Origin of the sequence: Pseudomonas sp. MBLB4136, assembly GCF_051904765.1 — a bacterium.
GTDB lineage: Bacteria > Pseudomonadota > Gammaproteobacteria > Pseudomonadales > Pseudomonadaceae > Aquipseudomonas.
In genome coordinates this window covers 1,569,425-1,591,889 of the sequence record NZ_CP196713.1, presented here as the reverse complement: position 1 = coordinate 1,591,889, position 22,465 = coordinate 1,569,425, and the positions used below count along the sequence as shown (strand labels likewise).

Sequence of the window (22,465 nt, the reverse complement as noted above, 5' to 3'; positions counted from 1 at the left end):
TTACTCCTTGCTCGCCGCAGGCTTGTCTTTGGGCGGCTTGGCGATGCTGACGGACTGCTCGGCGAGGCGCCGGCGCCAGTAGCTGTCCAGCACCACGTGATCGCCCTCGGCCTTGAGGTGGCCGCCCAGCGGGTGGCGCACCTTCAGGCCCTCGGCGGGCTTCAGGTAAACGGGTTGGCTCATGTGCCCTCCTGAGGGTTGATGTGCGAGTGCATGTCCGGCGCCGGGGCGTCGTGGTTTTCGTCCAGCCAGCGCGGGTGCTCGGCCGGGGTGTGCGGCTCCAGGTCGTAGTCGGCATGGAACTCCAGGAACTCGCCGAGGTTCACCGCCTCCTTCTGCGGCGGGTCGGTGTCGGCCTGCAGCTGCACCAGGGCAACGTGCAGGCCCTGCTCGCGCAGGGCGTCCTCCTGCAGGAACTGGTAGCGGTTGACCTGCCAACTGGCGTCCTCGGTCTGCCCGCCATGCAGCTCGGCGATGCCGGCATCGAGCATCTGGTACAGACCGATGGTCTTGCCGTCGCCGCGCCGCGCGGCCTGGTGGCCACGGGCATTGCGTGCCACCAGCACCACCACGAACTGCGGGGTGGCGACAGCTTGCGAAATAGAGCCATCCATGGCGACCACATAGGCCGCCGGGGCATCCAGGCCCCAGCGCTTGATCACGTCCTTGTCGGGGGTGTCCGGCAGGCTGTCGACGGTCTTTAACCTCAGGCCCAGCGGACTGTCCTTAATCAGTGCGATCAGTTGGTTCTCCAGGTCGCCGAGCATCAGGCACCTCCGGGCGCGCTGCGCCGTACCAGGTTGCTGACGTAGTCGCTGACCAGGTCGAGGATGTCCTGCGCGTCGTCGGCGGAAACACCGAGGAACGGCCGCGCCGGGATGGATACCTGGCGCTTGGTGGCCCAGCGCTCGCCGATCTTGAAGCGCAGCCCAGCGGTGCCCTTGGCCTTGATCTCGCCGCCGAACTGGTGGATGGCCGCATAGATGCGGTTGGTGCCCCAGGCCGCCGTGGTGCGGTCGGCGGTGCTTGTGATCGAGTCGCCCAGGTGGCCGTCCTGAGTAAGCGTCTTGCCGCCGAACAGCTGCGCGCGCAGGCTCGGCTTCCAGCGCTGGCCGTCCGGCCCGGACTGACTGCGAAAGCGCTCGCGGGTGCTGCTCTCGCCCAGGAAGGCGATGTCGCGCAGCAGCGGCTGTGGGTCGGCCCCCATTTGCCGCATGGCCTTGAACAGCCGTTGCACCAGCGGCAGGTTGGAGTTGATGCGAATGCTCACGGCCATCAGATGAAGCCTCGGCTGCGGGGGCGGCTGAATACCAGGCCATCGCTGACCATCTCGGCGCCGGCCGAGGGCTGCGCGGTGGCCCCGCTATCGGTCGGGCCGAGCTGCACCTTGCCGCTGGCCACGTCCTCCAGGAACTTGATGGAGCCCTTGTAGAGCGTGGTCACCTGCTCGGTGGCGGCGTCGTCATAGAGCACGAAGCGGGCGATCTGTCCGGCGATGCGTTCCAGCACCTGAGGGGCGTTGCTCAGCGGCAACTGATAGCGGCCGCCGAGATAGGCGTTGATGGTTTGTTCGGCGTCCTGCAGGGCGCGGTTGACCTTGGCCAGCGCCGCCACAGCGGCTGCCTGCTCCTCTGCCGTATAGCCGGACAGGTCCTCGCCATTCGCGGCCTTGCTCAGCAGCTCGCCATACACGATGGGCGGCACACTGGCGTCGGCGCGCTGGGCGATCTCCTCGGCGTTGTAGCGGGCGAGCAGTTGGGCGGCGCTGGCGTACATCAGGCGTTACCTTCCTGGTTTTCAGGTGCAGGGTTGTCGCCGGCACCGTCATCAGCCGGCGGCTTGTTTGCGTCGTCATTGGCATCGCTGGCAGCGGCCTGGGCCTTGGCCAGCTCGGCCAGCCTGGCGTCCGCTTCGGCGGTGGCCGGGAACTGCGCCTGGGTCACGCTGAGCATTGGCTCGGCCTCGATGGCATCGAGCTGCTGCGGGCTCAGGTCGGCCAGCAGCAGGCCGACGCCCTCGCGGGTGAAGGTGAAGCCGGCGCGGCGGAAGGTCGCCGGCAGGCTGCGCACGAAGATGCCGTCGAGCAGCTCGGATTCAGCGGCCCGCTTCTGCGCGGCCGGCTTGGCGGCAGCGGGCTTGGCCGCTGCGCGGGTGGTTGCTTTAGCCATGCTCAAGCCCTCCCTTAGGCGCCGGTGCCGGTGGAGCCGAAGGCCAGCTGCCAGAAGCCGTAACCCGCCGCCGCCCGTGCCTCAGCGCCGAACTTGTACTTCTTCAGGTTGAACACGTCCTCGGCTTCCGGGTTGGTCTGCGAGACGAACACCGGCTTCTTGCGCGGCTGGTAGACGAAGGGCTTGACCGGCTTGCTGGTGTCCAGCAGGAACCAGGCGGTGTCGGACTCGATGCGCGCATCCACCACCAGCTCGGCGGTGCCCTTGTAGGGGTTGGGGGTGTCGTCGGCCAGCTTGTCGTTGGTCAACAGCATGCGCGCCGTGTCCTCCAGGGCCGGGCCGACCAGCAGCACGTTGGGGGTGATGTTCAGCGAGCGGCCTTCCTCGTCCTTGAACTTCTTCATGCCGGTGCGCGCCGCGCCATAGCCAGCCGCAGCCGCCGCCAGGGTGGCGTTGGAGAGCACCGCGGTGATCTTGTTGCTGACCGAAGCACCGGCCACCGGGTGGTCGGTGTCGAAGAAGTACTGGCCGTCGTAGCAGAGCTTGGTGAAGCCGCCGTTGACTGCCTCGTACACCAGCTCGTCCGGCAGCTGTGCGGCCGAATAGCCGGCCATCTGCGCCTGCGGCTGGTAGATGCCCAGCTGGTCGTCTTCGATGTGGTTGCGGTCGACTTCCACCGTGGCCTCGAAGTCTTCGTTGACCACCACGTACTTGTAGGCTTCCAGGGCCTTGGCGACCTTGGCGCCAATCCAGCGGCGCATCTTCGGGAAGTTGCTCAGCCAGGTGTAATCGTTCTGGCCGCTGTTGGACGGCACCTCCATGGCGATCTTCTGCCAGGTGCTCGGCGCGGCGATGAAGGCCTTGTTGAAGGTGGTTTTCAGCGCCAGGAACACGGCGCCGAGGGCTGCTTTGTTGATGAGCATGTGCGGAGATCTCCCTGGTTACTCGATCCAGACGCCGTCGGTGTCGATGCCGACGATGCGCCCAGCGGCGGAACGGGTGCCGGTGCCATCGGTGGCGGCCAGGGTCTGGTCGTCGACGATGTAGGCGGTTTTGCCCTGGTGGGCCTGGGTGATGGAGCCGTCGTTGGCCCACTTGAAGGCGTTGAGCCGACGCACCAGCACGGTGGCCGCGCCATTCGCGCCGCCGGTGTTGTCCACCGACTCCTCGGCGCGGCCGAGGTAGGTCAGGGTGGTGGCGGTGCTGCCAGGCGCGGCAAATCCGGTGGCGTTGGCCACCACGATGGCGCCGGCATGGATGACGGCATTGGCGGCTGCCGGCACGCCGATAACCTCGGCGTTCTTCAGCGGGGTGTTGCGGTCACGGGTGAGCGCGGTCATGGGGGCTCCTTAAGCGTTCAGGGTGGCGAGGTAGTCGGTCGGCTCGATGCCCATGGCCTTGCACACGGCCAAGGCTTCGGCGTCCAGCTGCTCGACCGTGGTCAGCGCCGGCGCCTGGCGGGCCTGGCTTTGCTGGCCCTTGAGCGCGGCGATGGCCGGGGTCTGCTCCAGGTAGGTCTTGAGCGCGGCGACATCCTTCTGGCCCAGCTCCCGCGCCCACTTCTCCTGGGCTGGCAGCAGGCGGCCGTCGGCCAGGCCGGCGCTCACCAGACCGTCGACTTCACCGCCCAGCTGGGTGGCCTTGAGCGCGGCGATGTCCTTCTTCAGGTCCTCGACCACGGTCACCGGCACGTACTTGGCCGGGTCGGGCTCGCCCTGGGCTTTGGCGGCGGCCAACGCCGTCTGCAGCTCCTGGGTCTTGCCGGCGTCGGCCTTGAGCGCGGTCAGGGCGGTCTGGATATCTTCCTCGCTGGCGTCGCTAGACAGGCCCAGCAGAGCGATCAGTTGTTCCTTGTTCACACTTTGGTTCTCCTCTGCGGATGGGGCGGCCGGGTCGGCCAGTTGAAAGCGGGCAGCCGCCAGCGCCGGCAGGGATTCCATGCCGTCGAGTGCGGGGTAGTTGGTGAGGGCGACGTGGAGCAGCTCCAGGACGGCACCCGTGCGGGTGTCGTAGGTGAATACCGGGCTGAGGTAGCGGTATTCGCGGGATTCGATATAGTCCGCGCCCTTCCTCGTCCAATCGGGTTCAGTGGCGAACAGGCCTTGCCCCTCGCGCCATTCCAGCCCGATGCCCTTGACCCAACCTGCAGCAGGCGCAGGTAGGCCGTTCTTCTCGCTGTTGAGCGTCTGGTGCTCGTAGTCGATGACGTAATCGGTCTTGCGGGTGGCGGCTCGGGCCATCACCTGAGCAGCGACCTGGGCGTCGATGTACCAGTGACCGGCCTGCACATCCTTGGGCCGCCCGTCGCGCGCCTTGAAGGCGCCGGCCGGGAACAGCTGGATGGCAGCACCGTCCGCCTGGATCTCGAAGGTGCAGGCGGCGATGGCGGGCTTTTTGAGGGCGTGTGGTGTCTTCATGCCGCCAGTGTCGGCGGCATGGTGGGGGCGTTACAGATTGAAGGGGTTCAGTAATAACCCTGGCGGTCAGAGATACCTGCCGTTAGAGTTACGGCCCCATCAATGGAGTGATGAGCATCCCGTTGATGCTGGCTGTGACCATCAAAGGATCTGGGCATGTCTGAAGTCTCGCTGCTAGTTGAACACACCCTCAAGTACACAAATTCCAAGCCGTTAACAGTGCGCGAGGTTGTGGACTCGCTCCAGGCGCTGGAGAAGGTATCGGTTCACTTTCTCCCGTCTACGCTCTCAGCATTGTCCAATGCCGATATCGTAAGCGCCGAGCTGTACGTGGAAGGCCTGGAGGAAGGCTCCTTCATTGAAAAGGTACTGGTGAAGCTGTTCTTCCGTGATGAGCAAGAGCTGGAGAAATTTCTCGACAGCTCAAGGGAAAAACTACGTGACATCTACAAGCGTGCTCCAGGGGGGGATTATCCGGTGATGAAAGGAGTCGTAGTGGTTTCGGCCGCGCTGGGCACGTTGATTCTTGTCGGCGCCGCTTGGGCCATCGCAACCACGAATGAGGCGCCCCCCGCTTCCGTGACAACGCTGACCGATAACACCATCATCATCATCGGCGCGGAGTCCTACGGTAAAAATCCGCAAGACTTTCTCCAGATCATCGAGGGTGTAGCCGGTCACGATAAGAAGAAGCTTGCCCAACAATCTGCCAAGATCATCGCCCCCGCCAAAAGCGAGGAAGGTGCCACCGTTGTCCTTGATGACAATGAGTCGCTCAAGGTCGATACGGACGTCGTCAAAGCTATCCCTGATACGGTTGACTTCGACCCCTTCGAAATTACCGATCCTCATAGTGATGTTGATCTTGAGATCCGGGCTACCGACCTGGACTCCTTGCAGCGTGGCTGGGCGGCAATCATCCCCGGCCTGGTAGAGCGACGGGTCAAGTTGAAGCTCGGCGAAAATATCCAGCCGGAGGATCTGGCAGGAAAATTCAAGGTCCGTGCCGATGTCGAAATTCTGTACCGCATGAGCAATAGGACCAAGAAGATGGAGCCGGTGCAAATCACTGCCATTGAGTTGATCTCCGAAGCCGCCGATCCCGAATAACCAAGCTGCCGCGTTAGACGCGCGTTAGATTCGTCATAGCGCGCCAATCCCATCAGGCGGCAGACATTGCCCGCCCCCCGCGTCAAAAACGCAACCAGCGGCCGCCTAGGCGGTCGCCTGATTCGCCCAGCTAGAGTGCTATAGTGGGGCTGGGCAGACGTGACACGGTGAAATTCTCCCGGCCGTACGACGCAGCATGCTGCGGATGGCTATGTGGGGTTCCCGACCTCGGTCGGACTGGGAGGCCCCACCGTCTGCCTCACCCCTTCTTCTTCGCCTTGCTTCTGAGGCGCAGCAACTCCCGATCCCGTTGTGCTTCCCGGCTGCTCAGCCGGCGCAGGCTGGTCATGAATACGGCCTTGCCGCTCTTGGTCGCCTTGATCACGGTGACATAGCTGTCCTCTTCTAGGATGTAGATCAACGAGCCGTCCCTGGCGTCCAGGATGGCCTCGCCGCGATCTATCGCCACCTGCACCTTGGCGTATTCGTCCAGGGTGATCTCCGGGTGTTCGCGCAGTTGCTTGGCCAGGGTCTCCCCGGACAGGCCGACCAGCTGGGTCTTGCTGCCCAAGCGCGCGGCCACCTCACGGCCCAGGTAGGCCAGGGGGAAGCTGCCAGCCGGAGCTCGGTACCACTCGGCGAAGGCCGGGCCGCCGACCAGGTCGGCGATGCTGGCCCGAGCCAGGGCCGGGTCGGCCACCTCCAGCTTGTCCACCAGGTGGCGGTTGAGGCTGGCGCGGCGACCGCCCGGCGGGTAATGGAAAGAGGGATGCACACCGGCCGGGATCTGTTGCACCTCGCCGGTGCGGGCGTTCACATAAGGCTGCTTGGGCACCTCAGGCGCCGGGCCGATGGGCTTGCCGGAGCGCTCGACCTGGCGCGCGGTGCGCGGAATAGCCCGGCACTTGCAGCCGTACTCCTTGACCGGAAAGTGATCCAGCCAGAACGGATCATCCACCGGCAGGGTCAGGCCGTCCCAGGCGGAGTGTTGCAGCCGCGGGTGTTCGGAGTTGGCGCCGTCATACTCCAGGTAGGGGAAGGCGTCCTTGCTGTCCTGGATGCGCTGCCACTGGCCTTCGCTGTGGGCGGTGCGCAGGTTGGTGTCGTAGATGGTCTTGAGCCGGCGCGGGCTGCCCAGTTGCACCTGCGGCGTTTCTCCGGTCAACGGGTCGCGCAGCGGCTGGCGTCCCCACCAGCCCTTGGCCTGCAGGGCCGGGGTGAGGCGCTGCTGGAAGTCGCGCAGCGTGGTGCCCTCGGCCAGGGCGCGGTCCACCTCGGCGCGGATGTCCTGGAGGATGTCCAGCTGCATCACCTTGGCCACGGTGAAGGCCGCCTGGTGCTGGGCCTGCCACACGTCGCGGTGGTCGAAGCCGATGGCGAAGCCTTTCTGGCGGAAGTACTCGATGGCCTCTTGGGGCGGCAGCGCGACGAGGTCGACCATCAGGCGGCCCCGGTGCGGCCGGCCAGGGTGCCGGCGAACAGGCCCTGGGCGATCAGCTCGGTGAGCTGCTCGGCGTCAAGCTGGGGGATCACCTCCGGCAGACGGTCGCGGAACTCCTCCAGGCTCTTGCAGCTGGCCAGCAGCTGCTGCACCGGGGCAACCAGGTTGGCCACTGGCTGCCAGTCGCCGGCCAGCCGCTCGGCCAGATCGTCCAGCGGGTCGCCGTCCAGCTCTCCCTTGAGCGCGGCCATGCGCGTGGCGGCGCTGGCCGGCGCGGCCGGTTGGGCAGTGCCAAGTATCGCGTCATCCTTACCCGGCAGCGGGATGCGTAGCTTGTCGTGGGCCCAGGCGACCGGGATCTGCATGCCGGACTCGACCAGCTTGGGCAGCGCATTGGCGTAGGTCTCCATGTCCTCGGCTTCGACCAGGTCGAACTGGAAGCGCGGCAGCCGGCGCGGGTCACGCTCACCGCCCCGGTTCAGCACCAGCAGCGGGTACAGCAGGTACTGACGCAGAGTGGTGGCGATCTGTTTGGCATCGCTCTTGAGCAGGTCGTGGCGCACTTCGTTGTGCACCGCGCCGAGGGCGTTGGTGCTGCTCTTGCCGTCGGCCTGGCTGGTCAGGGTGCCGCCCAGGATGGCCTTGGACATGGACTTCTCTGCCCAGTCCACCATCCAGTCGAACGGGTCGTGCTGGCCCTTGGCGGCTTCCTTGAAGTCGATGGCCATGCCTTCGGGGATGATGCCGGCGGCGTTGTGGCCGATGTTGACCACCGCGCGCAGCAGGGTGGCCTTCTCGTCTGGCGTGGCGCCATTGGGGTATTTGCCGAGGCGTACCGGCAGGCCGTAGATCTCCAGGAACTCGGCCAGGTCGCGCACCGCGTAGTTCTTGAACAGGTAGGGCCAGCTCAGCACGCGGTACAGGCCGCCGCGCGCCACATAGCCGGACTTGGCCTTGTGCTGATGCATGATCCAGCCGAACGGCTGCAGCGCCTCGCCGTCCGCGCTGCCGTCACGCAGGCGCAGCTGGGTACGGGTCGCGCGATCGAGCTGGAACCAGGACGACTCGCGGTAATCGAAGGCCGCCGGTATCCACTCGCGGCCGTATCGGGCCCAGTTCAGCTCGATACCGGCGAAGCCCTTGCCGATGCCGTCGAGCAGGTCGAACAGCAGATCCTCGAAGTCCGGCAGATCCTGCAGTACTTCGTTCAGCCAGTCGGCCTCGGCCTGCTCGGTGGCGCTGGGGTTACGCGGCGGCACCACGGCCCAGTCGACGGTGGTCAGCGCGCGGCGGCGCTTGCCGATCTCGGCCAGCAGGTGGGCGTCCTTCTCCTCCATGTCCTGGAACAGCTCGCACTGCGCCTTGATGTCGCCCTGCTCGGCGGCGCGCAGGATGGCGGCCAGGCGTGGCGGCGTGAGGCCGCTGGACGGATGGTCGGCGAACTCTTCGTGCAGCTGGCTCAGCCTGGCGGTCTGCTGTTCGCGCAGGGTCTGTTGCTCGAAGGGCTTGCCGTGTATGTCGACGATGCGGGTCATGTGTCGTGTTCCTTGTTCGCCTGCAGGGCCGGGACTATCTCGGCGTCCGTCTTGTAAACCATGTTGGTCCAGCCGGCCGGCTCGCGACTCAGGTAGCAGTCGGCCTCGATGCGCACCAGCGGCACGCGCTGGCCGACCAGGTCGGCGTACCACATGAGCGGATCGCGGCAGCCGGTGATCAGCAGCTCGCGGCCTGGGGTTGTCGTTGCCATAGGGCTCACCAGGCGCCGTTCCAGCCGCCGGGCTGGTCGTCGCGGTCGGCCTCGGCCCAGCGGTCGGCACGGGGCGGCACGGCGGTGTATTCGATGGGTGCCGACGGATTGCGGCTGGCCGCATAGGCCAGCACCCCAGACACGGCGGCGTCGCCGTGGCGTTTGCCGCCGCCTTTCTCGGTGGTACGGCTGTCCGGCACCCGAGGCACGCCCTTGATCACCTTGAGCGCGCGGTAGTCGTCGATGGTGTCCTTGTCGGCCGGCAGGTCGTACAGGGTGCCGTCCTCCAGGGCGGCCTTAAACGGCGGCATGTTGTCCCGGTACCAGCCCTCGGTGAGCATCACCTGGTGGATGCGGGTGTGGCCGTATTTCACGGCGGCTGCCTCGGCGATCGCCTGGCCGTTGCCACGTGCATCGTTGGCGCCGCCGAGGAAGTTGGGCAGGCGGTCGACGATGAAGAACAGGATCTGCTCCTGCTGCTTGAACGGCACGTTGCGCAGCTCCACCTGGAACGGCTGGCGGCGGCGCAAGTCCTGCTCCTGGAGCAGCGGCACGATCACCGAGAGGTCGCCGGAACGACCGAAGTCCATGCCGTAGAAGCTGCGCGCCTCGGCCGGGATGGTCTCCAGCAGCGGCAGCAGCTCGCGCTCGCACCAGCTCAGGGAGTCGGCCAGGCGCAGATGCTCGGCAATGGTCTCGTAGCCTTGCGGGTAGGCCAGCCGCAGCACCGGCACCTCACGGCTGCTGCGCTGCTCGAGCAGCGCCAGGCTGAGGTAGGCGCCACCACCCTGGCTGGGCACGCAGTCCAGCTCTTCCTCGGCGGCGTCGCCGTAGAAGTCGTACACGTCCTGGACCCAGGCGGCCTCGTCCTCGGCCGTCCAGGTGATGCCCTTGCGCAGGCAGACCCGACTATAGAGGCCGTCCGCCACCGCCTCCTTGAAGGTGCAGCGGAACAGCTTGCCCTTGCGCTTGCCGGCACGGATCTCCTCGATCAGCTCATTGAAGGGGTTGTCGGTGCCGTCATGGGTGCTGATGACATGCACCTCGCCCCCCCAGATCAGCAGCGCCAGGGCCGCCTTGAGCAGCTCGGCCAGGTCCTGGTGGAAGGCCGCCTCGTCGATCACTACTATGCCCTGGCGGCCGCGCAGGTTGGACGGCCGGCTGGTCAGGGCGACGATGCGAAAGCCCGAGGGGAAGGCGATGGTGTAGGTCTTGATGTGCTTGTCGGGATCTTCGTCCGGCCAGATGCCTTCCTCGATCTCCCCAGCGGCGTAGTTGAAGGCCCGCGCCCACATGGCGCAGGCCTGGATGTACTCCACCGTCATGTCCTGGTTGTAGCCCAGGTAGTACACAGTTTGCCCGCCGGCCTGGCGGCTGGCGGCGGCGACCAGCACGTTGTCTGCGGCCTCGGCCCACGTCAGGCCGATCCGGCGCGACTTCTCGCCGACCTTGAGCGGCGAGCGCAGGCCGATCCAGCTCTTCTGGTAGTCGAGCAGCACGGCCGGCACATCGAGGGCGGCGGTGTTCTCCAGGACGGCGGGAATGGTCATTGCACTCTCCGCCGTTCCAGGAACCACGCCAGTGCCAAAAAGATCGCCACATTGAAATCGCTGATCAACAGCAGGCGCAGGTTTTCCTCATTCGCCGACAGGCTGGTCAGGGCGATGCAGATCATGAAGGCCATCACGTAATTCATCCGGCCACCCCCAGAATCTCGCGGCGGATCTCGGCCACGGTGGCGGCATCCAGGCCGCCTTTCTTGGCGATCTTCTCCACCTGGCTGGCGGCCGCCTCGGCCTTGGCGCGCACCTCGGCCTGCCACTTCTTCTGCACCACGCTGGCGCGGCCCAGCTCGGCCACGGCCTTGGCCACCTTGGGCAGGTCCATCTGGCTGCCCTCGCTCATCAGCAGCTTGAACAGGTGTTCCTGAACCAGGCGCATCAGCGCTTCGTTGACCGCGCCTTCCTCGTCCGGGGCGGCGGCGACCACAGCGCGGGCCTGCTCGCTGGCCACCTTCAAGGCCGACAGGCGATCCTCGAAGTCCTGCCCGTAGCGGTGCAGCGCGCTTTTGCTGATGGCGAAGCCGCGCTGGGTCAGCTCGGCGGCCAGGGCTTCGTAGTCGCTGAAGTTGTTCTCGGCCAGGGCCTGGTCCAGCCAGGCTTTCACCTCGGCGGGCAGGCCGGCCACCTTGCTGCGCGGCGGCATGTCAGGCGCCCCGAGCCGGGCGGGCGATGCCGGGGTTGCAGGGGATGGTGTACTCGGCGATGTCGACGCCGTAATGGGTCAGGCCGGCGATCCACACGCCGCTGGGCTGCTTGTCGAGGGTGACCAGGCTGCGGTCTTTCAGGTAATCCAGCTCGCGGCGGACCTCATGCTGGGTGGCATCGGCATAGATGCCCTGGATGGTGGACAGCACCAGGGCCTCGTGCGGGTCCACCGGGCGGGCGTTGTTGAGGGTCAGCAGGATGTACCAGCGCATGGACTCCCGACGGATCTTGGCGGTATCGATCTCAATCATGGTTACGTGCTCCGTTGATCTGGATGACTTCGAGCTTGGAGAAAACAGCGTCGATCTTGGCTTCGATGATGGTCTGGTTGCGCACCCAGTCTTCGCGGCGCACGTACTGGATGGGCAGCTCGGCCTGGAAGCGCAGGAAGCTGCGCTCCAGCTGCGCCACGGCTTCGGCGTCCTTGTCCTGGCGCTCCAGGACCTTGGCGAAGTTCTCCTCCCAGTGCCGGGTGGCGGCCTGGCGCGCGGAGTCCTGGGCGGCGAAGCGATCGCCCAGGCGTCGCTCGAACTGGTTGAGCAGCAGCTTGACCAGGCCGGTCACCACGGAGGCGAACAGGCTCAGCAGGCCGGCGGCCCAGCCGATCAGCTGGCCGAGTTCAAGTTCAAAGGTCACGGCGCGCGGCCCTCCTTGGTGTTGAGCAGAGCCGTCACTTGGCTGGCGAGGTTGCGGGCCCAGCGTCCGTAGTCCCGGGCGTGGGCGAGGATGTCGGCCTGGGTGACGCCGCTTTCCAATAGTTCGGCGTCAGTGCTGGCGGCGGCCCAGGGGGTTGTGCCACCAAGGCCGGTAACGGGGCCGACAGCGGCGCCGGGCACACCGAGGGCGGTGTTGTAGTCGCGCAGCCAGCCAACAGTGAACACGCAATGAGGAATAGGCTCAGGCGCAGCAGCCGGCGCCGGGCGGTACTGGGTGACAACATAGGGAATTCGCTCCTCGATGCCGTGGGGGTCGCCGGCATTGGCCTGCTGATCGGCCAATAACTGGGCCTCGGCCGCGTTGGCCCGCTGAACCTCGCGCCACAGCAGGGCGCTGTTTTCTCGCGAGACCTTGTCCGCCTGGGTTGCGTGCGCGGCTTGCAGATCCTTGAGCGCCGAATCACCCAAGGCGGCGGCGAAGCGATAGCCGAATCCATAGCCGAGGCCAGCGCCGGCAGCGCCGCACACCAGGCAGGCCAGCAGGCCTAAGGTCAGACCGGACGGCAGGTCAGGAATCAAGGGCTTAAGCACGTCGCGCCCTCCGCCGATTGCGCAGCTTGCGCGCCTTGCGCCGGGCGGCGGCGACACCGCTCCTGCCGGGGCGCACGCGCGGCCATTGCACCAGGTGTAAACAAGGCGGCACCCACAGCGGGCCAGTGCCAAACAGCCTGTCAAACCAGCCCATCAAGACGCGGATCATGCGCGCACCCCCTGGGTGGTGATCACCCGCAGCACGGCGTTGACCACCGGCAGGGTCACGGCCAGCGCGGTGTAGAGGTTGACCGGCAGGTGCGGCTGCAGCTGGCCGGTGCTGGCCTCCAGGGCCACCAGCCCGGCGGCGATGGCGTTGACCCACAGGGTGCGGCTGCGACACCAGTGTTTGCATTCAGCCATGGCGCACCCCCGGCACAATGCCGGCCCGAGCCAGGCCGTCGGCGATCAGCGGTTCGCCGTACCAGTGCCCGCCGGGCAGCGGACCGGGGCCGTTCTCATGGCGGATGATGGCCTGCACCAGGGTGCGCATGGTCAGGTAGTCGTAGACATCCACGCACTCATGATCGGGGTCGATGCCCAGCGCCTTGGCGACTTGCTTGGCATAGGCGTCGGTATTGTTTTCGCTGGCCGGGGCCCAGCGCTCGACCAGCTCGCGCACGCTGTCGATGCGACTGCCATCCTTGGCCCGGCGCTTGTCCTGGTAGGTGATCAGCACCCGGGCAATGGCGCGGATGCCCCACACCGGGTCGAGGAAGGTGACGAAGCGTTCGTCGCGCTGCTCCTTGGCCTGGCCCTGCCAGCGGGTACCGGCGACGCGGTCGATATTGCCAGGGTTGTAGTTGCGGATGCCGCGAGGAAGGCGGGTATTCATGCAGACTCCTTTTTGCCGATGGCCGCCCGCAACTCGGCCAGCCGCGCTCGGCCGACCTCCGGGCTGGACTTGGTGAGGCTGGTCACGCTGCGGGTAGGCACCAGCGGCGCCGGGTCACGCTCGGCAGCGCGGCGAATCAGGCGGCGGTGCTCGATCAGTTGCTGGGTACGCTGCTCGGCCAGGGCGATCGCGCTCTTGGCCAGGTCGCGCACCTGGGCACGCCAATGCTGAGGGCAGGCGGCGAAGATCTCGCGCTGGCGCGCCACGTCGCCCTGGGCGTCGACGATGGCCTGGGCGTAGTCGCGCGCATGGCGCAGTGGGCGAGAGGCGGCTTGATTGGTCATGCCGCTATGGTCAGCGGCGACGAACGGTCAAAACAGGTGGAAGGGGTTCAGTAGAAAGCACAAGCCCCGCACTGGGCGGGGCTTGGGGGAGATACCTAAACAGTCGGTCAATACTGTTCGATACCGCTGTCCTGGGCGAGTCGATAGGCATCGTATCCAATGCCGTCATGGTAGTTGTCCATCAGCCCGGCGAACTCCGGTGCGGCCGGCTGTAGCTCCAGGAGCTGCTTGGCTGCCAGCGCCGCTGTGTGCATCCGCTTGGCCAGCTCCTTCTGCTCTACGGGCAACTGTGAACCACCCAGCGCGGTGCTCGATACCGTCACCTGTTGTTCGACGAGAGCGACAAGGTGGCGTTTGTCTTCGGCCTGCAGGACACCATCCCGGTACAAGGAAAGTCCATTCTTGACCAGCATCAGGTATTTGGCCTGCTGCTCAACCGATAGCTCCGCAGACTGAACAGGGTGAGTCGTCATCGTTTCCCTGAACGATTCGAGCGCCATTTCCGCGAACGCGTCCTGGCCGGCATTGGCCACGCAGAGGCTGGCCAGCCAGAGGCTGGCAGCGAGAGCAATTCCCTTATAAATGCGCTGCATGCTCATTCTCCTTAATGAAACAGATCGCCCGTAGCCTCGGGCGAGGGCTGTTTGAGGATTTCCCAGATCCGCCGATCGCTCAGCTTGTAGCTGCGCGCCAGTTCGGCCACCAGGGTGTTGGCACTGATGCCTTCGCGCACGCCCTGCTCGAACTGGTTGTTGATCTCCAGATCGCGCAGGCGGCGGATGGCGCTGTCGCACTTGGGGATGTACAGCGGCACGCTGCCCCAGTGCTTGGCCATGATGCCGGCCGCCTCTTCGCCGATCACGTCGGTGAGCGCTGCATGGCGGATGATGCCGAGCCGGCGCACGCCCTTGGCCACCGGCCAGGTGGTGCCGCCGAGTTCGTCGACCAGGCGCTGGGTGGCCGGCAGGCCAATGGCCTCGGCGATATCCAGGAGCTGCTTGGGCAGCAGCTCTTTCACCTGGTCGATCTTCATGCGGTCGGCCTCCCGTGGCGCTTGGCGTCGTAGGCCAGCGCGGCGATCAGGCGCCGCAGCTGGTCAGAATCGAGCCATTCTAGCCTGTCGACTTTGAACATGCGCAAGGCCATGGCATCGGCATAGGTCCAGGGGCGCTTGGCTTCGGCCAGAAAGGCCTCGATCTTGCCAAGTAGCGCCTGGCGGTCGGGCGTCGGCTTGGGGGCCTTGCGGCCGGCCTTCTTCGCCGGCTTGGGCTGGAAGCCCAGGCGCTCGAATTCGGCCAGCACCGCGCCGACCTGGCGCTTGGTCAGGTCCTTGGCCGAGCGCACACCGGCTACGCGGGCCAGCAGGGCCCGGTAGCTGTCGTCATCCAGACCGAGCTGGGCCTTGGCGATGTGGATCTTGGCCAGACTCACTTGGCTTTCCTTTTCTGCTGGCGGTATTCGTTGGAGCAGGCGCGGCACCAGGAGTCCAGCCTGCCGCCTGGGCGGCCGTGGAAGAACTCCTCGTCGGCCGGCCAGTACTCGCCACAGCGCGGGCAGAAGCGCTCGATGCCATACCAGACCGCACGCTGCTTGGGCGGGGCCGGCACCAGGCCTTGGGCAATGCTCATAGGGGATTCCTCGGGTCCATGGCCTGGCGGAACGCCGCCGGGTCGCGCCGGGCCAGGCCAGCCATATAGCGGATGGCCAGGGTTAGGGCTTCGCTCGCCTCCTCATAGCCGCGACCTGCTGCATCAGCTCCAGGTCGCGGCGGGTGCCGGCGTACATCTCGATCTTGATCACCTCGGCGCCGACCCGCTGCTTGTGCGCGGCCACGCGGTCGCTCCTGGCTTGCTGGCGGTCGGCATCCTGCTGACGGATACGGTCGGTTCGGGGTTTCGTGCTCATCTTGGCTGCTCATCAGTACCGGACAACCACGCCCGGCAGACCGTCGCCCCTCGCGGGGCTAGGTTTCGCTTAACTCAGTGCCAACTGCTCCGCACCTTTCACCCCATGGTTCAGGCGTACATCGCCTGCGGCGGCGATTCCGTTGAGCGCATCTTTCATGCTGCGCTGGCTCATCCCCTTGCTGGCGTTGCGCTCGGTGGGTTTGCCGGTCACCAGGTCCGGATGGTTCTTGGCCATGTACGCCTCGACGGCGGCAGAGGGTTCGCTACCAGCAAACTCCAGCACCTTCGAGTGCACGGCATACGTCCAGGCATCACAGAACACGTCGGCGCGCTTGGTCTTGGTGGCGGCCTTGCAGCGGGTCAGGTGGGCGGCGATGTAGTCGCGGCGCGCCTGGCGGACCTGGCGCAGCAGCAAGGTCAGGGTGTAGCTGGCCACCTCGGCCATCTCACCTATGAAGCGGTACTCGCCCTGGCCGGCCATGAAGAAGTAACGGCAGGCATAGGCCCGGCTGACGATGGCCGCCAGCTTGATCTCCCAGGCCACTGGGCGGTTCTTGGCGCCGCTGCGGGTGGCGCACTCTTGCACCTCGGAAGCCAGAACATCGCCTTCGTCTATCTGGTGCTTCTCCATCAGCAAGCGGGCCTGGCGCATCGCAGCGGCGGCCTCATGCGGGTTACTGCTCGCCCCTAGGCGCAGGCACTTCTTGATCTTCTCCAGGGCTTTCTTGTGGTCCATATCGTCCTCAGCTGCTCATCAGTACCCAGCCACCACGCTGGGCAGACCATCCTTGCGGATGGTTTCGCACGGGCTCAATGCAAGGTCGGCTTGTCCTCCTCTGCCGCCAGTTCAGGCCGGGGGCGAACAATGAAGGCGTGCATCTCATCGCCGAGTTTTTGCCCTCCGATGGTGGGATGAACGCTGACGTAGCGGTGGGCGCGCCGCAGCAGTTCGATGGACTCCGCCAGTTGGCGCTCGACGCGCAGCTGACAGGCGGATTTCGCCAATCCGTGGTTCATGCTGGCTGCTCCTGTGCCGCGAAGTGGTAGACCACCTCCAGGCGCCGGGCACGGGGCGCGCGGAGGTAGGCGAAGATGAACCAGGCGAGTGAGAGCATGGCGGCCTCCAATGTGGTGGTCAGTGGATGGTGGTGCCGGGCGGAATCTCCAGCGAGGCGCGGGCGGCCTGGCACTTGACGCAGGGGCAGACGTTGCGCTCTGCCGCCGTCTTCGCGGCAACCGGGACTATCTTCTTGGCGAGCAACATCAAGCCGGCGGCCGTGATGCCGGCCATGCTCTCCAGGGAGCCCTCGCTGCCCAGGCGGATGCAGATGCCGCCGCCTTCTTCGTCGCTGATGGTGATGGTGTGCTTGGCCATGGGCCCTCCTTAGCGCTGTGCGCGAAAGTCGATGTGGTAGTCGCGGGCCAGCTGGCGCACGCGCTTTTCGGTCATGTGCAGCTTCTTGGCGATCCACTTGGGCGAGTCGCCCAGGGCGGCGGCCGCCATGACCAGGGCGGCCTGCTTGACCTCGATGTCACCGTCCTGACCCTGCTCGGGCTCCAGCTCCGCCGGCTCTGGCGAGGCCTCCGGCTCAACCGCGGGCGAGGTGAACAGGTGGGCATAGACCGGCGTGCGCTCGGGGTTGATGACGAAGGTGGCCGGGGCCTCGCTCATCCGATGGCCGACCTGCTCGATCTGGCCGCCGCGTGCGAGAAACGCCTGGGTCAACTGCTCGATCCGCTGGCTCTCGGCTTCGTGGTAAGGCGAGCGCAGAGGCAGCGGGTCGTGGCGGGGTTCGTGGTAGCGCTGCATGTCACACCCCCGCCACTTGCAGGCTGGCGATATCCAGGCTGATGGCCTGGTACTGGTCGGTGTCGCCGACCCGCTCGTAGATGCGGATGTAGGACCTGGAGCCGACCACCTGGCAGGCTTCGCCGATGGCTTGCATGGCGCGCTGCCAGCGCTCGTCGCCGATCTCCAGGCGACGCAGGGCCAGCACGCGGGCGGTGCGGATCTCGCCCTTGGTGTCGGTGCGGAAGGCGTCGTTGACCAGGGTGACCACCTCGGGTCGGGCGCCGGTGGTCCATTCGCGCAGGCATTCGTCGATCAGCGCGCGGGCTGCCTGCAGGCGCTCGTCCAGGGCGATGCTTTCCTGCACCGCGAGCTGGATCTTGTAGCGGCCGTCGAAGCTCAGCAGGGTGACATTGCCCTTCTTGCCGCCGACCTTGGCGCCGTACTCCTCGAAGCTCATGTCGATGAAGGCGCGGATGTCGCCAAACGCAGCCGTCTTGAAGTCGGCCAGTTCGCTGCTCAGCTCGCTGGCGCGGTCGACCAGGTGGCGCACCAGGCGATCGCGCTCTTGGTCGATGGGCTTGATCATGGCCTCGGGTACCAGTCGGCCTTGGGCGTCTTGCCGGAAGCCGGCGGGGATTTGCGGTTGTGCGTGCATGCGGCGTGTCCTCAGTGAAGGGTGATGCCGGCGTACTCGGCCGGGCGGGTGTGGCTGATCGGTTCGCGCCATTCCAGGGTCACGCCCTGGAACAGCACGGTGTAGCGGGTGCTGCCGGCCGAGGCATGGCGCTGGTAGCCCTCGGTCAGGCGCTTGCTCAACAGGTGCTGGCCGTCCTCGGGGGCGATCACCAGGCGGTTGTCCTGGGGCACGATCTGCAGCAGGCGGATGCCCATGCCTTGCAGGGTGCGGGCGGCGCTGTTGAACACGCGCAGGCGTTCGGCGTTCTGCGGGGTCAGCACTTTCAGGGGGCGTTCAGTTGTGCCGTGCATGGGGCTTCTCCTGGGCGTTGCTGCAGTTGGGGTTGAAGGCGCAGTGCTGGCAGGCCTTCCAGTGCTGCATGGCCTGCGGGTTGTGGGTCGGTGCCGGTTTTGCGCGGTAGCTTTGGCACTGCTCGACAGTCACCACCTCGCCGAGGGCGACACAGTCGAGGCGGCCCAGGGCATCCATCACCCGGCGCTCGACACCGGCCGTGCTGGGCGAGGGGTAACGGTTGGCCAGTACCAGGCTGACGGCGGTGCGGCTCATGCCGATGCGCTTGCCGGTTTCGGTGATGTTGCTGCGCGCCACCTCGGCACCCAGCAGCTGGACGAACAGCGGTGGCTGCTCGCCCCAGGCTTCCAGGCGAACGGCGCTCATGCCTCCACCCCCGCTTCCGCTTCGTGGCGGTACACCACCTCGCCCAGGTTGGGATCGAACACCTGGCCGAGGCGCTGGATCATCGGCGGCTTAGGGCCGGTGTAGCGCCCTGGAGCCAGGCGGTAGCGTTCCTGCTTGCCGCCCCTGCTCGGTACCACCACCTGGACATACCCGGCACGCTTCAGCCACTTCAGAAAGAAGCGCGCGGCATGCAAGCTGACCGGCACCGCGACAGAGGCGTGGCTGGCCAACTGACGTGCATCAACCTCGCCCAGGATGCGCAGAGTTCTCCAGAGCGCCTCGTTACCCAGCCCAGCTGTACTCGGCTTGCCAGTTGGGGTGACTGCCGGGGCTTCTACACCGATGTCGCGGATGATCCGCAACGTGCGCTCCTCAATCAGGCCACGCTTTCCGGCGACCCCGCCGCTGACCACCTCAACAAAGCCCCCCGCGATCAACGCCTTTATGTAGGTGAGTACCTGGGAGTCATGCACCTTGGCTGCTCGCGCAATCTCGTAGCTGGTGAAGCCGTCGCGGCGTGCGCGCATGGCCTCCCAGCAGCGCTGACGGTTACCTTTTGTTCCCTGCATTTCCAGGTCGATACGCTTTCGGCCTGTCATCAAGCGACCCTCCGCGCCGGGGCTTCGCCAGTGAACCAGCCGCGCTTGCCCCACTGGGCCAGGTCGATGCTGTCCAGGCACAGGGCTTGGGCCTCGCTGTGCACCCGGTAGAGGTTGACCGCCACCCGGCGCAGGCAGCCGCGCACCTGGTGGCGCAGGTTGTCCAGCAGGTCGTCGGCGATGTGCAGCTTCGGGTAGCTGGCGCTGGCCAGGTTGCGCAGGTCGTCGAGGGTGGCGGGTTGCGCCGGCACCCACTCCAGCACGCGGTTGTGCAGGCGCTCCAGCTTGGCCAGGCTGGCCGGCACTCGCTCCTCGCCGATCAGTACGATGGTGCCCTGGCTGGCGTTGTAAATGTCGGTGAGGATGTTGGCCACGGCCTTGTCGAGAAGATACTGCACGTCGTCGATCAGCAGCGGGCGGCCGCTGCGGCTGAGCTGCTCGGCGACCTGGTCGACCATCTCCGACAGGGTGCGCTGCGGGGCGATGCCCATCTCGCGCAGGATGGCGAGCAGGAAGGCCTTCTTGCTCCAGGTGTCGCGGCACTCGACGTAGTAGGCGCGGTGTTGGTTGGCCGCCCAGGCGGCCGCCACGCTCTTGCCCAGGCCGCTAGGGCCGTACTTCACGACCAGGCCCGGCAGGCCCTGGGGGCGCATCATGGCGCGCTCAATGGCACTGGCCAGAAGGCCGACGTTGGTTAGAGGTACGATCTTGGTTACGCTCATCGGTGTAGCTCCCTTGGTCAAGCGCGGGCCTGTTCGTCCGCGAAGTCAAACATGCGTTGAATGGCTGCGAAGTCCGGGTGGTTCGGGTAGCGCCCATGCCACCTGGCTTCGTCTTCGGTGAGGGGTTCGCCGCCTACCAGGCGGCTGTCGAGTTGCTTCCACAGGCGGTAGCGGGCCATGGAGTCGCCGGGCACTACGAAGGCCTCGGTCTCCTCGGCCATCAGTTGGGCGGCGTATTGCTGGGCGCTGGCTAGCTGGGCCGGCGCCAGGGTGGCGCTGGGTGCGCTGGCCGGGGCGAGCATCGCCACGCGCTTGCCGGTCAGCGTTTCCAGCTTGTCGACGGCGCGCTTGAGCTGGCCCTGTTCGCGCTTCTCGACGGCCTTTTCGATCATGGTCTTGGGCATGTAGTCGCTGGCGTTGCCGTCCAGCAGGGCTTCGCCGAGCAGCTCGCCTGCCAGGGTGCGCACCCACACGCGGGAGGCGTCGCGCACGTCGTAGGCCAGGCTGACCTCTTCGCCATGCAAGTCGCGCAGGGCGTTGAGGAAGTAGCGCTGGCCGGCCCAGGTGACCTCGCCACGCCGGGTCGGGCGGATCACTTGCGGTCGCATCAGGTCGGCGACCAGCTCAGCCGGGGCCAGCATCGGCTCCCAACCATCGGCGATGGCCGCCTCCCAAGCTTCGTTGGGGCTCATGTGGCGCATGCGCCCGGTCTGCGGGTCGCGGATCTTCGCCAGGCCGCGGTGCGGCTGGTTGTTGTAGACCTCGATCTCGTACTCGATGCCGGCCATGAACTCGGCGAAGGTCGGAATCAACCGGGTACTGCCGGTTTCGCGCAGCTGCTGGCGGCTGATGCGGTGCACGCGGGTGCCGGCGTGCTTGTCCATGTCGGCGCCGATGTAGCTGGTGAGCTTCTTCGCGGCGTTGACCCAGATGGTCTGGTGGGCACGCTCGATCAGGCCGCGCGCCTGGCTGTTGTACGGCAGGGCGTGGGTCATGGTGCCGCCGAGGCGGTCGACCACCTCGCGCACGGTGTCATTGGCGAAGCCCGAGCCGTTGTCCACATAGAAGACGGCGAACATGCCGCCGCGCTGCACTGCGTCGCGCAGGGCGTCCATCACGCCGATGGTCGACTCGGCCTCGCCTATGGAGATGCCCAGGGCCTTGCGGGTGGCGACATCGAGCACGGTGGTGGTCTCGGGACGGTACGGCTTGCCGGTGCGCGGGTTGAGCACTTCGGCGTCGAACTTGTGGCCGTCGGCGGTGAACACGTCGCAGGGGCGCAGGCTCTTGGTGTCGCGGCGCTTGAAGGGCTGCAGCGCCTTGAGTTCCTGCGGGGTGCGGCGGCCTTGCTCGCGGGCCTCGGGGCTCAGCTTGTTGAGGAAGCGGCGTACCTGGTGAATGCTCGGGCGCTCGCCCTGGCACTTGCTGGCGAACTCGGCATAGCTGGCTTCGACGCTGGGCTTGGTCGGCCGTTGGAAGCAGCGCAGGAAGTCCTTGGCCCAGTCCGGCACGGCCAAGTCCTGCTGCCGGCGGCCCGGCGCCAGGCCGGTTTCGCCGTGCTTGCGGTAGTCGGCCAGCCAGCGCTTGAGGGTGCGCTCGGACAGGGTGCGATCTTCGCTCTTGCGGTCGTTGGCCCGGATCACCCGGTCATTCAGGTAGGGGCTCAGCTCGCCGCTTTTGGCTAGGCCAACCAGGGTCAGGATCGCCCGCTGCTGGCTGGTGACCTGGCTCATGCGCTCGATCTCGCGGACGAAGGCCAGGCGCGCCATCATCACCGCTCGTTGATTTTCTGTCAGGCGTGACGCGGGAACGGCGTCACGCTGCACAGGACTTGGCGCGGTTTCGGGGGCTTCCGCTGGCGCGTCTGCCGACACCGAAGCGGCGATCAGGGCGGCCTGGGTCTCCTTGGGCAGCACGGCGAAGGCGTACTCGATGGCCTTGCTGCCGAGGCGGCGTTGGCCTTCCCAGCCTTCGCGATGTGCGCGGATCTGAATGGCGCGTTCGGTGCCAGGCATACCGGGAAGCCCGGCCAGTTCCTGGGCGGAATACCAGTTACGCATGGTGATCTCCCAGCAGGCGCTTCAGCTCTCGCGCCTTGCGTGAGGCGTCGGCGGCGACACGCTCCAGTCGCCCCAGCTCGGCGTCCAGGGCTTCGCGGCCGTAGGCCACCCGACCGCCGCGCAGATTGACCTGCCAGTTGGTCAGTGCATGGCTGGCGCACACCTCCTCCAGCAGGGCGGCTCTATACAGAGGCAGGTTGTGGTCGGCGCGGGCCGGGCTGGCCCAGGCGTCGAGCATGTTCTTGCTCACGTCGTCGCCGGACAGGCGCGACATGCGCGCGGCGATCTCGTAGCGGTCCAGCTCGGTGCCTTTCAGCATCTCGCTGACCAGTTCGCTCACCTGGGCGGCGTAGTTGCCGCAGCCCGGCACGGTCAGAACAGGCTGGGGGACTTCGAAGATGTCCAGGGTGCGATCGTCTTTTCCGTGACGCATG

Annotated in this window: 37 protein-coding genes and 2 other RNA genes; 1 reads left to right on the top strand and 38 read right to left on the bottom strand. The window is 66.5% G+C overall.

Annotated features, from left to right (window positions below; all coding sequences use genetic code 11):
* Genes ACSX1D_RS07370 through ACSX1D_RS07335 form a run of 8 tightly spaced genes read right to left on the bottom strand, consistent with a single transcriptional unit; the run spans position 1 to position 4,585 of the window.
* On the bottom strand, positions 1 to 183 hold the full coding sequence (locus tag ACSX1D_RS07370) for a DUF2635 domain-containing protein (RefSeq protein WP_439861628.1): 183 nt from the start codon (positions 181 to 183) through the stop codon (positions 1 to 3).
* The gene (locus ACSX1D_RS07365; RefSeq protein ID WP_439861627.1) at positions 180 to 767 is read right to left on the bottom strand and encodes a phage protein Gp37; all 588 of its coding nucleotides are present in this window, start codon (positions 765 to 767) and stop codon (positions 180 to 182) included. Before ACSX1D_RS07365 ends, ACSX1D_RS07370 begins: the two co-directional genes overlap by 4 nt.
* Positions 767 to 1,276 (bottom strand): phage virion morphogenesis protein, encoded by a 510-nt coding sequence (locus ACSX1D_RS07360; protein WP_439861626.1) that lies wholly within the window; start codon positions 1,274 to 1,276, stop codon positions 767 to 769. The genes ACSX1D_RS07365 and ACSX1D_RS07360 overlap by 1 nt, the downstream gene beginning before the upstream one ends.
* The gene (locus ACSX1D_RS07355) at positions 1,276 to 1,776 is read right to left on the bottom strand and encodes a gp436 family protein (RefSeq protein ID WP_439861625.1); all 501 of its coding nucleotides are present in this window, start codon (positions 1,774 to 1,776) and stop codon (positions 1,276 to 1,278) included. The genes ACSX1D_RS07360 and ACSX1D_RS07355 overlap by 1 nt, the downstream gene beginning before the upstream one ends.
* On the bottom strand, positions 1,776 to 2,168 hold the full coding sequence (locus ACSX1D_RS07350; protein ID WP_439861624.1) for an HI1506-related protein: 393 nt from the start codon (positions 2,166 to 2,168) through the stop codon (positions 1,776 to 1,778). The genes ACSX1D_RS07355 and ACSX1D_RS07350 overlap by 1 nt, the downstream gene beginning before the upstream one ends.
* Positions 2,169 to 2,182: 14 nt before the next feature.
* On the bottom strand, positions 2,183 to 3,091 hold the full coding sequence (locus ACSX1D_RS07345) for a Mu-like prophage major head subunit gpT family protein (RefSeq protein WP_439861623.1): 909 nt from the start codon (positions 3,089 to 3,091) through the stop codon (positions 2,183 to 2,185).
* Positions 3,092 to 3,109: 18 nt separating this feature from the next.
* Positions 3,110 to 3,508, bottom strand: a complete 399-nt coding sequence (locus ACSX1D_RS07340; RefSeq protein ID WP_439861622.1) for a hypothetical protein — start codon at positions 3,506 to 3,508, stop codon at positions 3,110 to 3,112.
* Between the two features lie 9 nt (positions 3,509 to 3,517).
* Positions 3,518 to 4,585: a phage protease gene (locus ACSX1D_RS07335; RefSeq protein ID WP_439861621.1), complete on the bottom strand. Its 1,068-nt coding sequence runs from the start codon at positions 4,583 to 4,585 to the stop codon at positions 3,518 to 3,520.
* A gap of 156 nt (positions 4,586 to 4,741) precedes the next feature.
* Here ACSX1D_RS07335 and ACSX1D_RS07330 point away from each other — a divergent pair, with 156 nt between their 5' ends.
* Positions 4,742 to 5,695 carry a hypothetical protein gene (locus ACSX1D_RS07330; RefSeq protein WP_439861620.1) on the top strand — a complete coding sequence of 318 codons (954 nt, stop codon included), beginning with the start codon at positions 4,742 to 4,744 and terminating at the stop codon, positions 5,693 to 5,695.
* A gap of 259 nt (positions 5,696 to 5,954) precedes the next feature.
* Here the strand turns inward: ACSX1D_RS07330 and ACSX1D_RS07325 are convergent, their stop codons facing one another.
* From ACSX1D_RS07325 to ACSX1D_RS07180, 30 genes are all read right to left on the bottom strand, one after another.
* The gene (locus ACSX1D_RS07325) at positions 5,955 to 7,136 is read right to left on the bottom strand and encodes a phage head morphogenesis protein (RefSeq protein WP_439861619.1); all 1,182 of its coding nucleotides are present in this window, start codon (positions 7,134 to 7,136) and stop codon (positions 5,955 to 5,957) included.
* Positions 7,136 to 8,671, bottom strand: a complete 1,536-nt coding sequence (locus ACSX1D_RS07320) for a DUF935 domain-containing protein (RefSeq protein WP_439861618.1) — start codon at positions 8,669 to 8,671, stop codon at positions 7,136 to 7,138. Before ACSX1D_RS07320 ends, ACSX1D_RS07325 begins: the two co-directional genes overlap by 1 nt.
* Positions 8,668 to 8,883, bottom strand: a complete 216-nt coding sequence (locus ACSX1D_RS07315) for a hypothetical protein (protein ID WP_439861617.1) — start codon at positions 8,881 to 8,883, stop codon at positions 8,668 to 8,670. The genes ACSX1D_RS07320 and ACSX1D_RS07315 overlap by 4 nt, the downstream gene beginning before the upstream one ends.
* A 5-nt stretch (positions 8,884 to 8,888) precedes the next feature.
* On the bottom strand, positions 8,889 to 10,433 hold the full coding sequence (locus tag ACSX1D_RS07310; protein WP_439861616.1) for a hypothetical protein: 1,545 nt from the start codon (positions 10,431 to 10,433) through the stop codon (positions 8,889 to 8,891).
* Entirely contained in the window at positions 10,430 to 10,567 is a 138-nt protein-coding gene (locus ACSX1D_RS07305; RefSeq protein ID WP_439861615.1) for a hypothetical protein, read from the bottom strand. The genes ACSX1D_RS07310 and ACSX1D_RS07305 overlap by 4 nt, the downstream gene beginning before the upstream one ends.
* 8 nt (positions 10,568 to 10,575) lie before the next feature.
* Positions 10,576 to 11,088, bottom strand: coding sequence for a DUF3486 family protein (locus ACSX1D_RS07300; RefSeq protein WP_439861614.1), 513 nt, complete (start codon positions 11,086 to 11,088; stop codon positions 10,576 to 10,578).
* A gap of 1 nt (position 11,089) precedes the next feature.
* Positions 11,090 to 11,401, bottom strand: coding sequence for a hypothetical protein (locus ACSX1D_RS07295; RefSeq protein ID WP_439861613.1), 312 nt, complete (start codon positions 11,399 to 11,401; stop codon positions 11,090 to 11,092).
* Positions 11,394 to 11,786 (bottom strand): hypothetical protein, encoded by a 393-nt coding sequence (locus ACSX1D_RS07290; RefSeq protein WP_439861612.1) that lies wholly within the window; start codon positions 11,784 to 11,786, stop codon positions 11,394 to 11,396. Before ACSX1D_RS07290 ends, ACSX1D_RS07295 begins: the two co-directional genes overlap by 8 nt.
* Positions 11,783 to 12,397, bottom strand: a complete 615-nt coding sequence (locus tag ACSX1D_RS07285; protein ID WP_439861611.1) for a lysis protein — start codon at positions 12,395 to 12,397, stop codon at positions 11,783 to 11,785. The genes ACSX1D_RS07290 and ACSX1D_RS07285 overlap by 4 nt, the downstream gene beginning before the upstream one ends.
* Positions 12,398 to 12,562: 165 nt before the next feature.
* Positions 12,563 to 12,760: a hypothetical protein gene (locus ACSX1D_RS07280; RefSeq protein WP_439861610.1), complete on the bottom strand. Its 198-nt coding sequence runs from the start codon at positions 12,758 to 12,760 to the stop codon at positions 12,563 to 12,565.
* Entirely contained in the window at positions 12,753 to 13,232 is a 480-nt protein-coding gene (locus ACSX1D_RS07275) for a structural protein (protein WP_439861609.1), read from the bottom strand. The genes ACSX1D_RS07280 and ACSX1D_RS07275 overlap by 8 nt, the downstream gene beginning before the upstream one ends.
* Positions 13,229 to 13,576: a hypothetical protein gene (locus ACSX1D_RS07270; RefSeq protein WP_439861608.1), complete on the bottom strand. Its 348-nt coding sequence runs from the start codon at positions 13,574 to 13,576 to the stop codon at positions 13,229 to 13,231. Before ACSX1D_RS07270 ends, ACSX1D_RS07275 begins: the two co-directional genes overlap by 4 nt.
* Before the next feature lie 107 nt (positions 13,577 to 13,683).
* A complete protein-coding gene (locus tag ACSX1D_RS07265; RefSeq protein ID WP_439861607.1) occupies positions 13,684 to 14,169 on the bottom strand; it encodes a hypothetical protein in 486 nt (161 codons plus the stop codon).
* Between the two features lie 11 nt (positions 14,170 to 14,180).
* Positions 14,181 to 14,609, bottom strand: a complete 429-nt coding sequence (locus ACSX1D_RS07260; protein ID WP_439861606.1) for a Mor transcription activator family protein — start codon at positions 14,607 to 14,609, stop codon at positions 14,181 to 14,183.
* A complete protein-coding gene (locus tag ACSX1D_RS07255) occupies positions 14,606 to 15,007 on the bottom strand; it encodes a gp16 family protein (RefSeq protein WP_439861605.1) in 402 nt (133 codons plus the stop codon). The genes ACSX1D_RS07260 and ACSX1D_RS07255 overlap by 4 nt, the downstream gene beginning before the upstream one ends.
* The gene (locus ACSX1D_RS07250) at positions 15,004 to 15,204 is read right to left on the bottom strand and encodes a hypothetical protein (protein WP_439861604.1); all 201 of its coding nucleotides are present in this window, start codon (positions 15,202 to 15,204) and stop codon (positions 15,004 to 15,006) included. The genes ACSX1D_RS07255 and ACSX1D_RS07250 overlap by 4 nt, the downstream gene beginning before the upstream one ends.
* Before the next feature lie 82 nt (positions 15,205 to 15,286).
* Positions 15,287 to 15,481: a hypothetical protein gene (locus tag ACSX1D_RS07245; RefSeq protein ID WP_439861603.1), complete on the bottom strand. Its 195-nt coding sequence runs from the start codon at positions 15,479 to 15,481 to the stop codon at positions 15,287 to 15,289.
* Positions 15,481 to 15,552, bottom strand: an RNA gene (locus ACSX1D_RS07240) — hammerhead ribozyme type II. Before ACSX1D_RS07240 ends, ACSX1D_RS07245 begins: the two co-directional genes overlap by 1 nt.
* The gene (locus ACSX1D_RS07235; protein ID WP_439861602.1) at positions 15,551 to 16,219 is read right to left on the bottom strand and encodes a DUF2786 domain-containing protein; all 669 of its coding nucleotides are present in this window, start codon (positions 16,217 to 16,219) and stop codon (positions 15,551 to 15,553) included. Before ACSX1D_RS07235 ends, ACSX1D_RS07240 begins: the two co-directional genes overlap by 2 nt.
* A gap of 5 nt (positions 16,220 to 16,224) precedes the next feature.
* Positions 16,225 to 16,289, bottom strand: an RNA gene (locus ACSX1D_RS07230) — hammerhead ribozyme type II.
* Positions 16,290 to 16,293: 4 nt separating this feature from the next.
* Positions 16,294 to 16,500 (bottom strand): hypothetical protein, encoded by a 207-nt coding sequence (locus ACSX1D_RS07225; protein WP_439861601.1) that lies wholly within the window; start codon positions 16,498 to 16,500, stop codon positions 16,294 to 16,296.
* Positions 16,501 to 16,618: 118 nt separating this feature from the next.
* Positions 16,619 to 16,858, bottom strand: coding sequence for a hypothetical protein (locus ACSX1D_RS07220; RefSeq protein WP_439861600.1), 240 nt, complete (start codon positions 16,856 to 16,858; stop codon positions 16,619 to 16,621).
* 9 nt (positions 16,859 to 16,867) lie between these two features.
* The gene (locus ACSX1D_RS07215; protein WP_439861599.1) at positions 16,868 to 17,293 is read right to left on the bottom strand and encodes a hypothetical protein; all 426 of its coding nucleotides are present in this window, start codon (positions 17,291 to 17,293) and stop codon (positions 16,868 to 16,870) included.
* A 1-nt stretch (position 17,294) separates the two neighbouring features.
* Positions 17,295 to 17,930, bottom strand: coding sequence for a DUF3164 family protein (locus tag ACSX1D_RS07210; RefSeq protein ID WP_439861598.1), 636 nt, complete (start codon positions 17,928 to 17,930; stop codon positions 17,295 to 17,297).
* Between the two features lie 11 nt (positions 17,931 to 17,941).
* Entirely contained in the window at positions 17,942 to 18,262 is a 321-nt protein-coding gene (locus ACSX1D_RS07205) for a hypothetical protein (protein WP_439861597.1), read from the bottom strand.
* Entirely contained in the window at positions 18,246 to 18,629 is a 384-nt protein-coding gene (locus ACSX1D_RS07200) for a hypothetical protein (RefSeq protein WP_439861596.1), read from the bottom strand. Before ACSX1D_RS07200 ends, ACSX1D_RS07205 begins: the two co-directional genes overlap by 17 nt.
* The gene (locus ACSX1D_RS07195; protein WP_439861595.1) at positions 18,626 to 19,249 is read right to left on the bottom strand and encodes a hypothetical protein; all 624 of its coding nucleotides are present in this window, start codon (positions 19,247 to 19,249) and stop codon (positions 18,626 to 18,628) included. The genes ACSX1D_RS07200 and ACSX1D_RS07195 overlap by 4 nt, the downstream gene beginning before the upstream one ends.
* The gene (locus ACSX1D_RS07190) at positions 19,249 to 19,971 is read right to left on the bottom strand and encodes an AAA family ATPase (RefSeq protein ID WP_439861594.1); all 723 of its coding nucleotides are present in this window, start codon (positions 19,969 to 19,971) and stop codon (positions 19,249 to 19,251) included. Before ACSX1D_RS07190 ends, ACSX1D_RS07195 begins: the two co-directional genes overlap by 1 nt.
* A gap of 17 nt (positions 19,972 to 19,988) precedes the next feature.
* Positions 19,989 to 22,031, bottom strand: coding sequence for a DNA-binding protein (locus tag ACSX1D_RS07185; protein WP_439861593.1), 2,043 nt, complete (start codon positions 22,029 to 22,031; stop codon positions 19,989 to 19,991).
* The gene (locus ACSX1D_RS07180) at positions 22,024 to 22,464 is read right to left on the bottom strand and encodes a hypothetical protein (protein ID WP_439861592.1); all 441 of its coding nucleotides are present in this window, start codon (positions 22,462 to 22,464) and stop codon (positions 22,024 to 22,026) included. The genes ACSX1D_RS07185 and ACSX1D_RS07180 overlap by 8 nt, the downstream gene beginning before the upstream one ends.
* Position 22,465: the final 1 nt, after the last annotated feature.

Bases quoted from the DNA above. Each gene is read 5' to 3' on its own strand.
- ACSX1D_RS07370 (WP_439861628.1), bottom strand. From the start codon at position 183: ATGAGCCAACCCGTTTACCTGAAGCCCGCCGAGGGCCTGAAGGTGCGC.
- ACSX1D_RS07365 (WP_439861627.1), bottom strand. From the start codon at position 767: ATGCTCGGCGACCTGGAGAACCAACTGATCGCACTGATTAAGGACAGT.
- ACSX1D_RS07360 (WP_439861626.1), bottom strand. From the start codon at position 1,276: ATGGCCGTGAGCATTCGCATCAACTCCAACCTGCCGCTGGTGCAACGG.
- ACSX1D_RS07355 (WP_439861625.1), bottom strand. From the start codon at position 1,776: ATGTACGCCAGCGCCGCCCAACTGCTCGCCCGCTACAACGCCGAGGAG.
- ACSX1D_RS07350 (WP_439861624.1), bottom strand. From the start codon at position 2,168: ATGGCTAAAGCAACCACCCGCGCAGCGGCCAAGCCCGCTGCCGCCAAG.
- ACSX1D_RS07345 (WP_439861623.1), bottom strand. From the start codon at position 3,091: ATGCTCATCAACAAAGCAGCCCTCGGCGCCGTGTTCCTGGCGCTGAAA.
- ACSX1D_RS07340 (WP_439861622.1), bottom strand. From the start codon at position 3,508: ATGACCGCGCTCACCCGTGACCGCAACACCCCGCTGAAGAACGCCGAG.
- ACSX1D_RS07335 (WP_439861621.1), bottom strand. From the start codon at position 4,585: ATGAAGACACCACACGCCCTCAAAAAGCCCGCCATCGCCGCCTGCACC.
- ACSX1D_RS07330 (WP_439861620.1), top strand. From the start codon at position 4,742: ATGTCTGAAGTCTCGCTGCTAGTTGAACACACCCTCAAGTACACAAAT.
- ACSX1D_RS07325 (WP_439861619.1), bottom strand. From the start codon at position 7,136: ATGGTCGACCTCGTCGCGCTGCCGCCCCAAGAGGCCATCGAGTACTTC.
- ACSX1D_RS07320 (WP_439861618.1), bottom strand. From the start codon at position 8,671: ATGACCCGCATCGTCGACATACACGGCAAGCCCTTCGAGCAACAGACC.
- ACSX1D_RS07315 (WP_439861617.1), bottom strand. From the start codon at position 8,883: ATGGCAACGACAACCCCAGGCCGCGAGCTGCTGATCACCGGCTGCCGC.
- ACSX1D_RS07310 (WP_439861616.1), bottom strand. From the start codon at position 10,433: ATGACCATTCCCGCCGTCCTGGAGAACACCGCCGCCCTCGATGTGCCG.
- ACSX1D_RS07305 (WP_439861615.1), bottom strand. From the start codon at position 10,567: ATGGCCTTCATGATCTGCATCGCCCTGACCAGCCTGTCGGCGAATGAG.
- ACSX1D_RS07300 (WP_439861614.1), bottom strand. From the start codon at position 11,088: ATGCCGCCGCGCAGCAAGGTGGCCGGCCTGCCCGCCGAGGTGAAAGCC.
- ACSX1D_RS07295 (WP_439861613.1), bottom strand. From the start codon at position 11,401: ATGATTGAGATCGATACCGCCAAGATCCGTCGGGAGTCCATGCGCTGG.
- ACSX1D_RS07280 (WP_439861610.1), bottom strand. From the start codon at position 12,760: ATGGCTGAATGCAAACACTGGTGTCGCAGCCGCACCCTGTGGGTCAAC.
- ACSX1D_RS07275 (WP_439861609.1), bottom strand. From the start codon at position 13,232: ATGAATACCCGCCTTCCTCGCGGCATCCGCAACTACAACCCTGGCAAT.
- ACSX1D_RS07270 (WP_439861608.1), bottom strand. From the start codon at position 13,576: ATGACCAATCAAGCCGCCTCTCGCCCACTGCGCCATGCGCGCGACTAC.
- ACSX1D_RS07265 (WP_439861607.1), bottom strand. From the start codon at position 14,169: ATGCAGCGCATTTATAAGGGAATTGCTCTCGCTGCCAGCCTCTGGCTG.
- ACSX1D_RS07260 (WP_439861606.1), bottom strand. From the start codon at position 14,609: ATGAAGATCGACCAGGTGAAAGAGCTGCTGCCCAAGCAGCTCCTGGAT.
- ACSX1D_RS07250 (WP_439861604.1), bottom strand. From the start codon at position 15,204: ATGAGCATTGCCCAAGGCCTGGTGCCGGCCCCGCCCAAGCAGCGTGCG.
- ACSX1D_RS07245 (WP_439861603.1), bottom strand. From the start codon at position 15,481: ATGAGCACGAAACCCCGAACCGACCGTATCCGTCAGCAGGATGCCGAC.
- ACSX1D_RS07235 (WP_439861602.1), bottom strand. From the start codon at position 16,219: ATGGACCACAAGAAAGCCCTGGAGAAGATCAAGAAGTGCCTGCGCCTA.
- ACSX1D_RS07225 (WP_439861601.1), bottom strand. From the start codon at position 16,500: ATGAACCACGGATTGGCGAAATCCGCCTGTCAGCTGCGCGTCGAGCGC.
- ACSX1D_RS07220 (WP_439861600.1), bottom strand. From the start codon at position 16,858: ATGGCCAAGCACACCATCACCATCAGCGACGAAGAAGGCGGCGGCATC.
- ACSX1D_RS07215 (WP_439861599.1), bottom strand. From the start codon at position 17,293: ATGCAGCGCTACCACGAACCCCGCCACGACCCGCTGCCTCTGCGCTCG.
- ACSX1D_RS07210 (WP_439861598.1), bottom strand. From the start codon at position 17,930: ATGCACGCACAACCGCAAATCCCCGCCGGCTTCCGGCAAGACGCCCAA.
- ACSX1D_RS07205 (WP_439861597.1), bottom strand. From the start codon at position 18,262: ATGCACGGCACAACTGAACGCCCCCTGAAAGTGCTGACCCCGCAGAAC.
- ACSX1D_RS07200 (WP_439861596.1), bottom strand. From the start codon at position 18,629: ATGAGCGCCGTTCGCCTGGAAGCCTGGGGCGAGCAGCCACCGCTGTTC.
- ACSX1D_RS07195 (WP_439861595.1), bottom strand. From the start codon at position 19,249: ATGACAGGCCGAAAGCGTATCGACCTGGAAATGCAGGGAACAAAAGGT.
- ACSX1D_RS07190 (WP_439861594.1), bottom strand. From the start codon at position 19,971: ATGAGCGTAACCAAGATCGTACCTCTAACCAACGTCGGCCTTCTGGCC.
- ACSX1D_RS07185 (WP_439861593.1), bottom strand. From the start codon at position 22,031: ATGCGTAACTGGTATTCCGCCCAGGAACTGGCCGGGCTTCCCGGTATG.
- ACSX1D_RS07180 (WP_439861592.1), bottom strand. From the start codon at position 22,464: ATGCGTCACGGAAAAGACGATCGCACCCTGGACATCTTCGAAGTCCCC.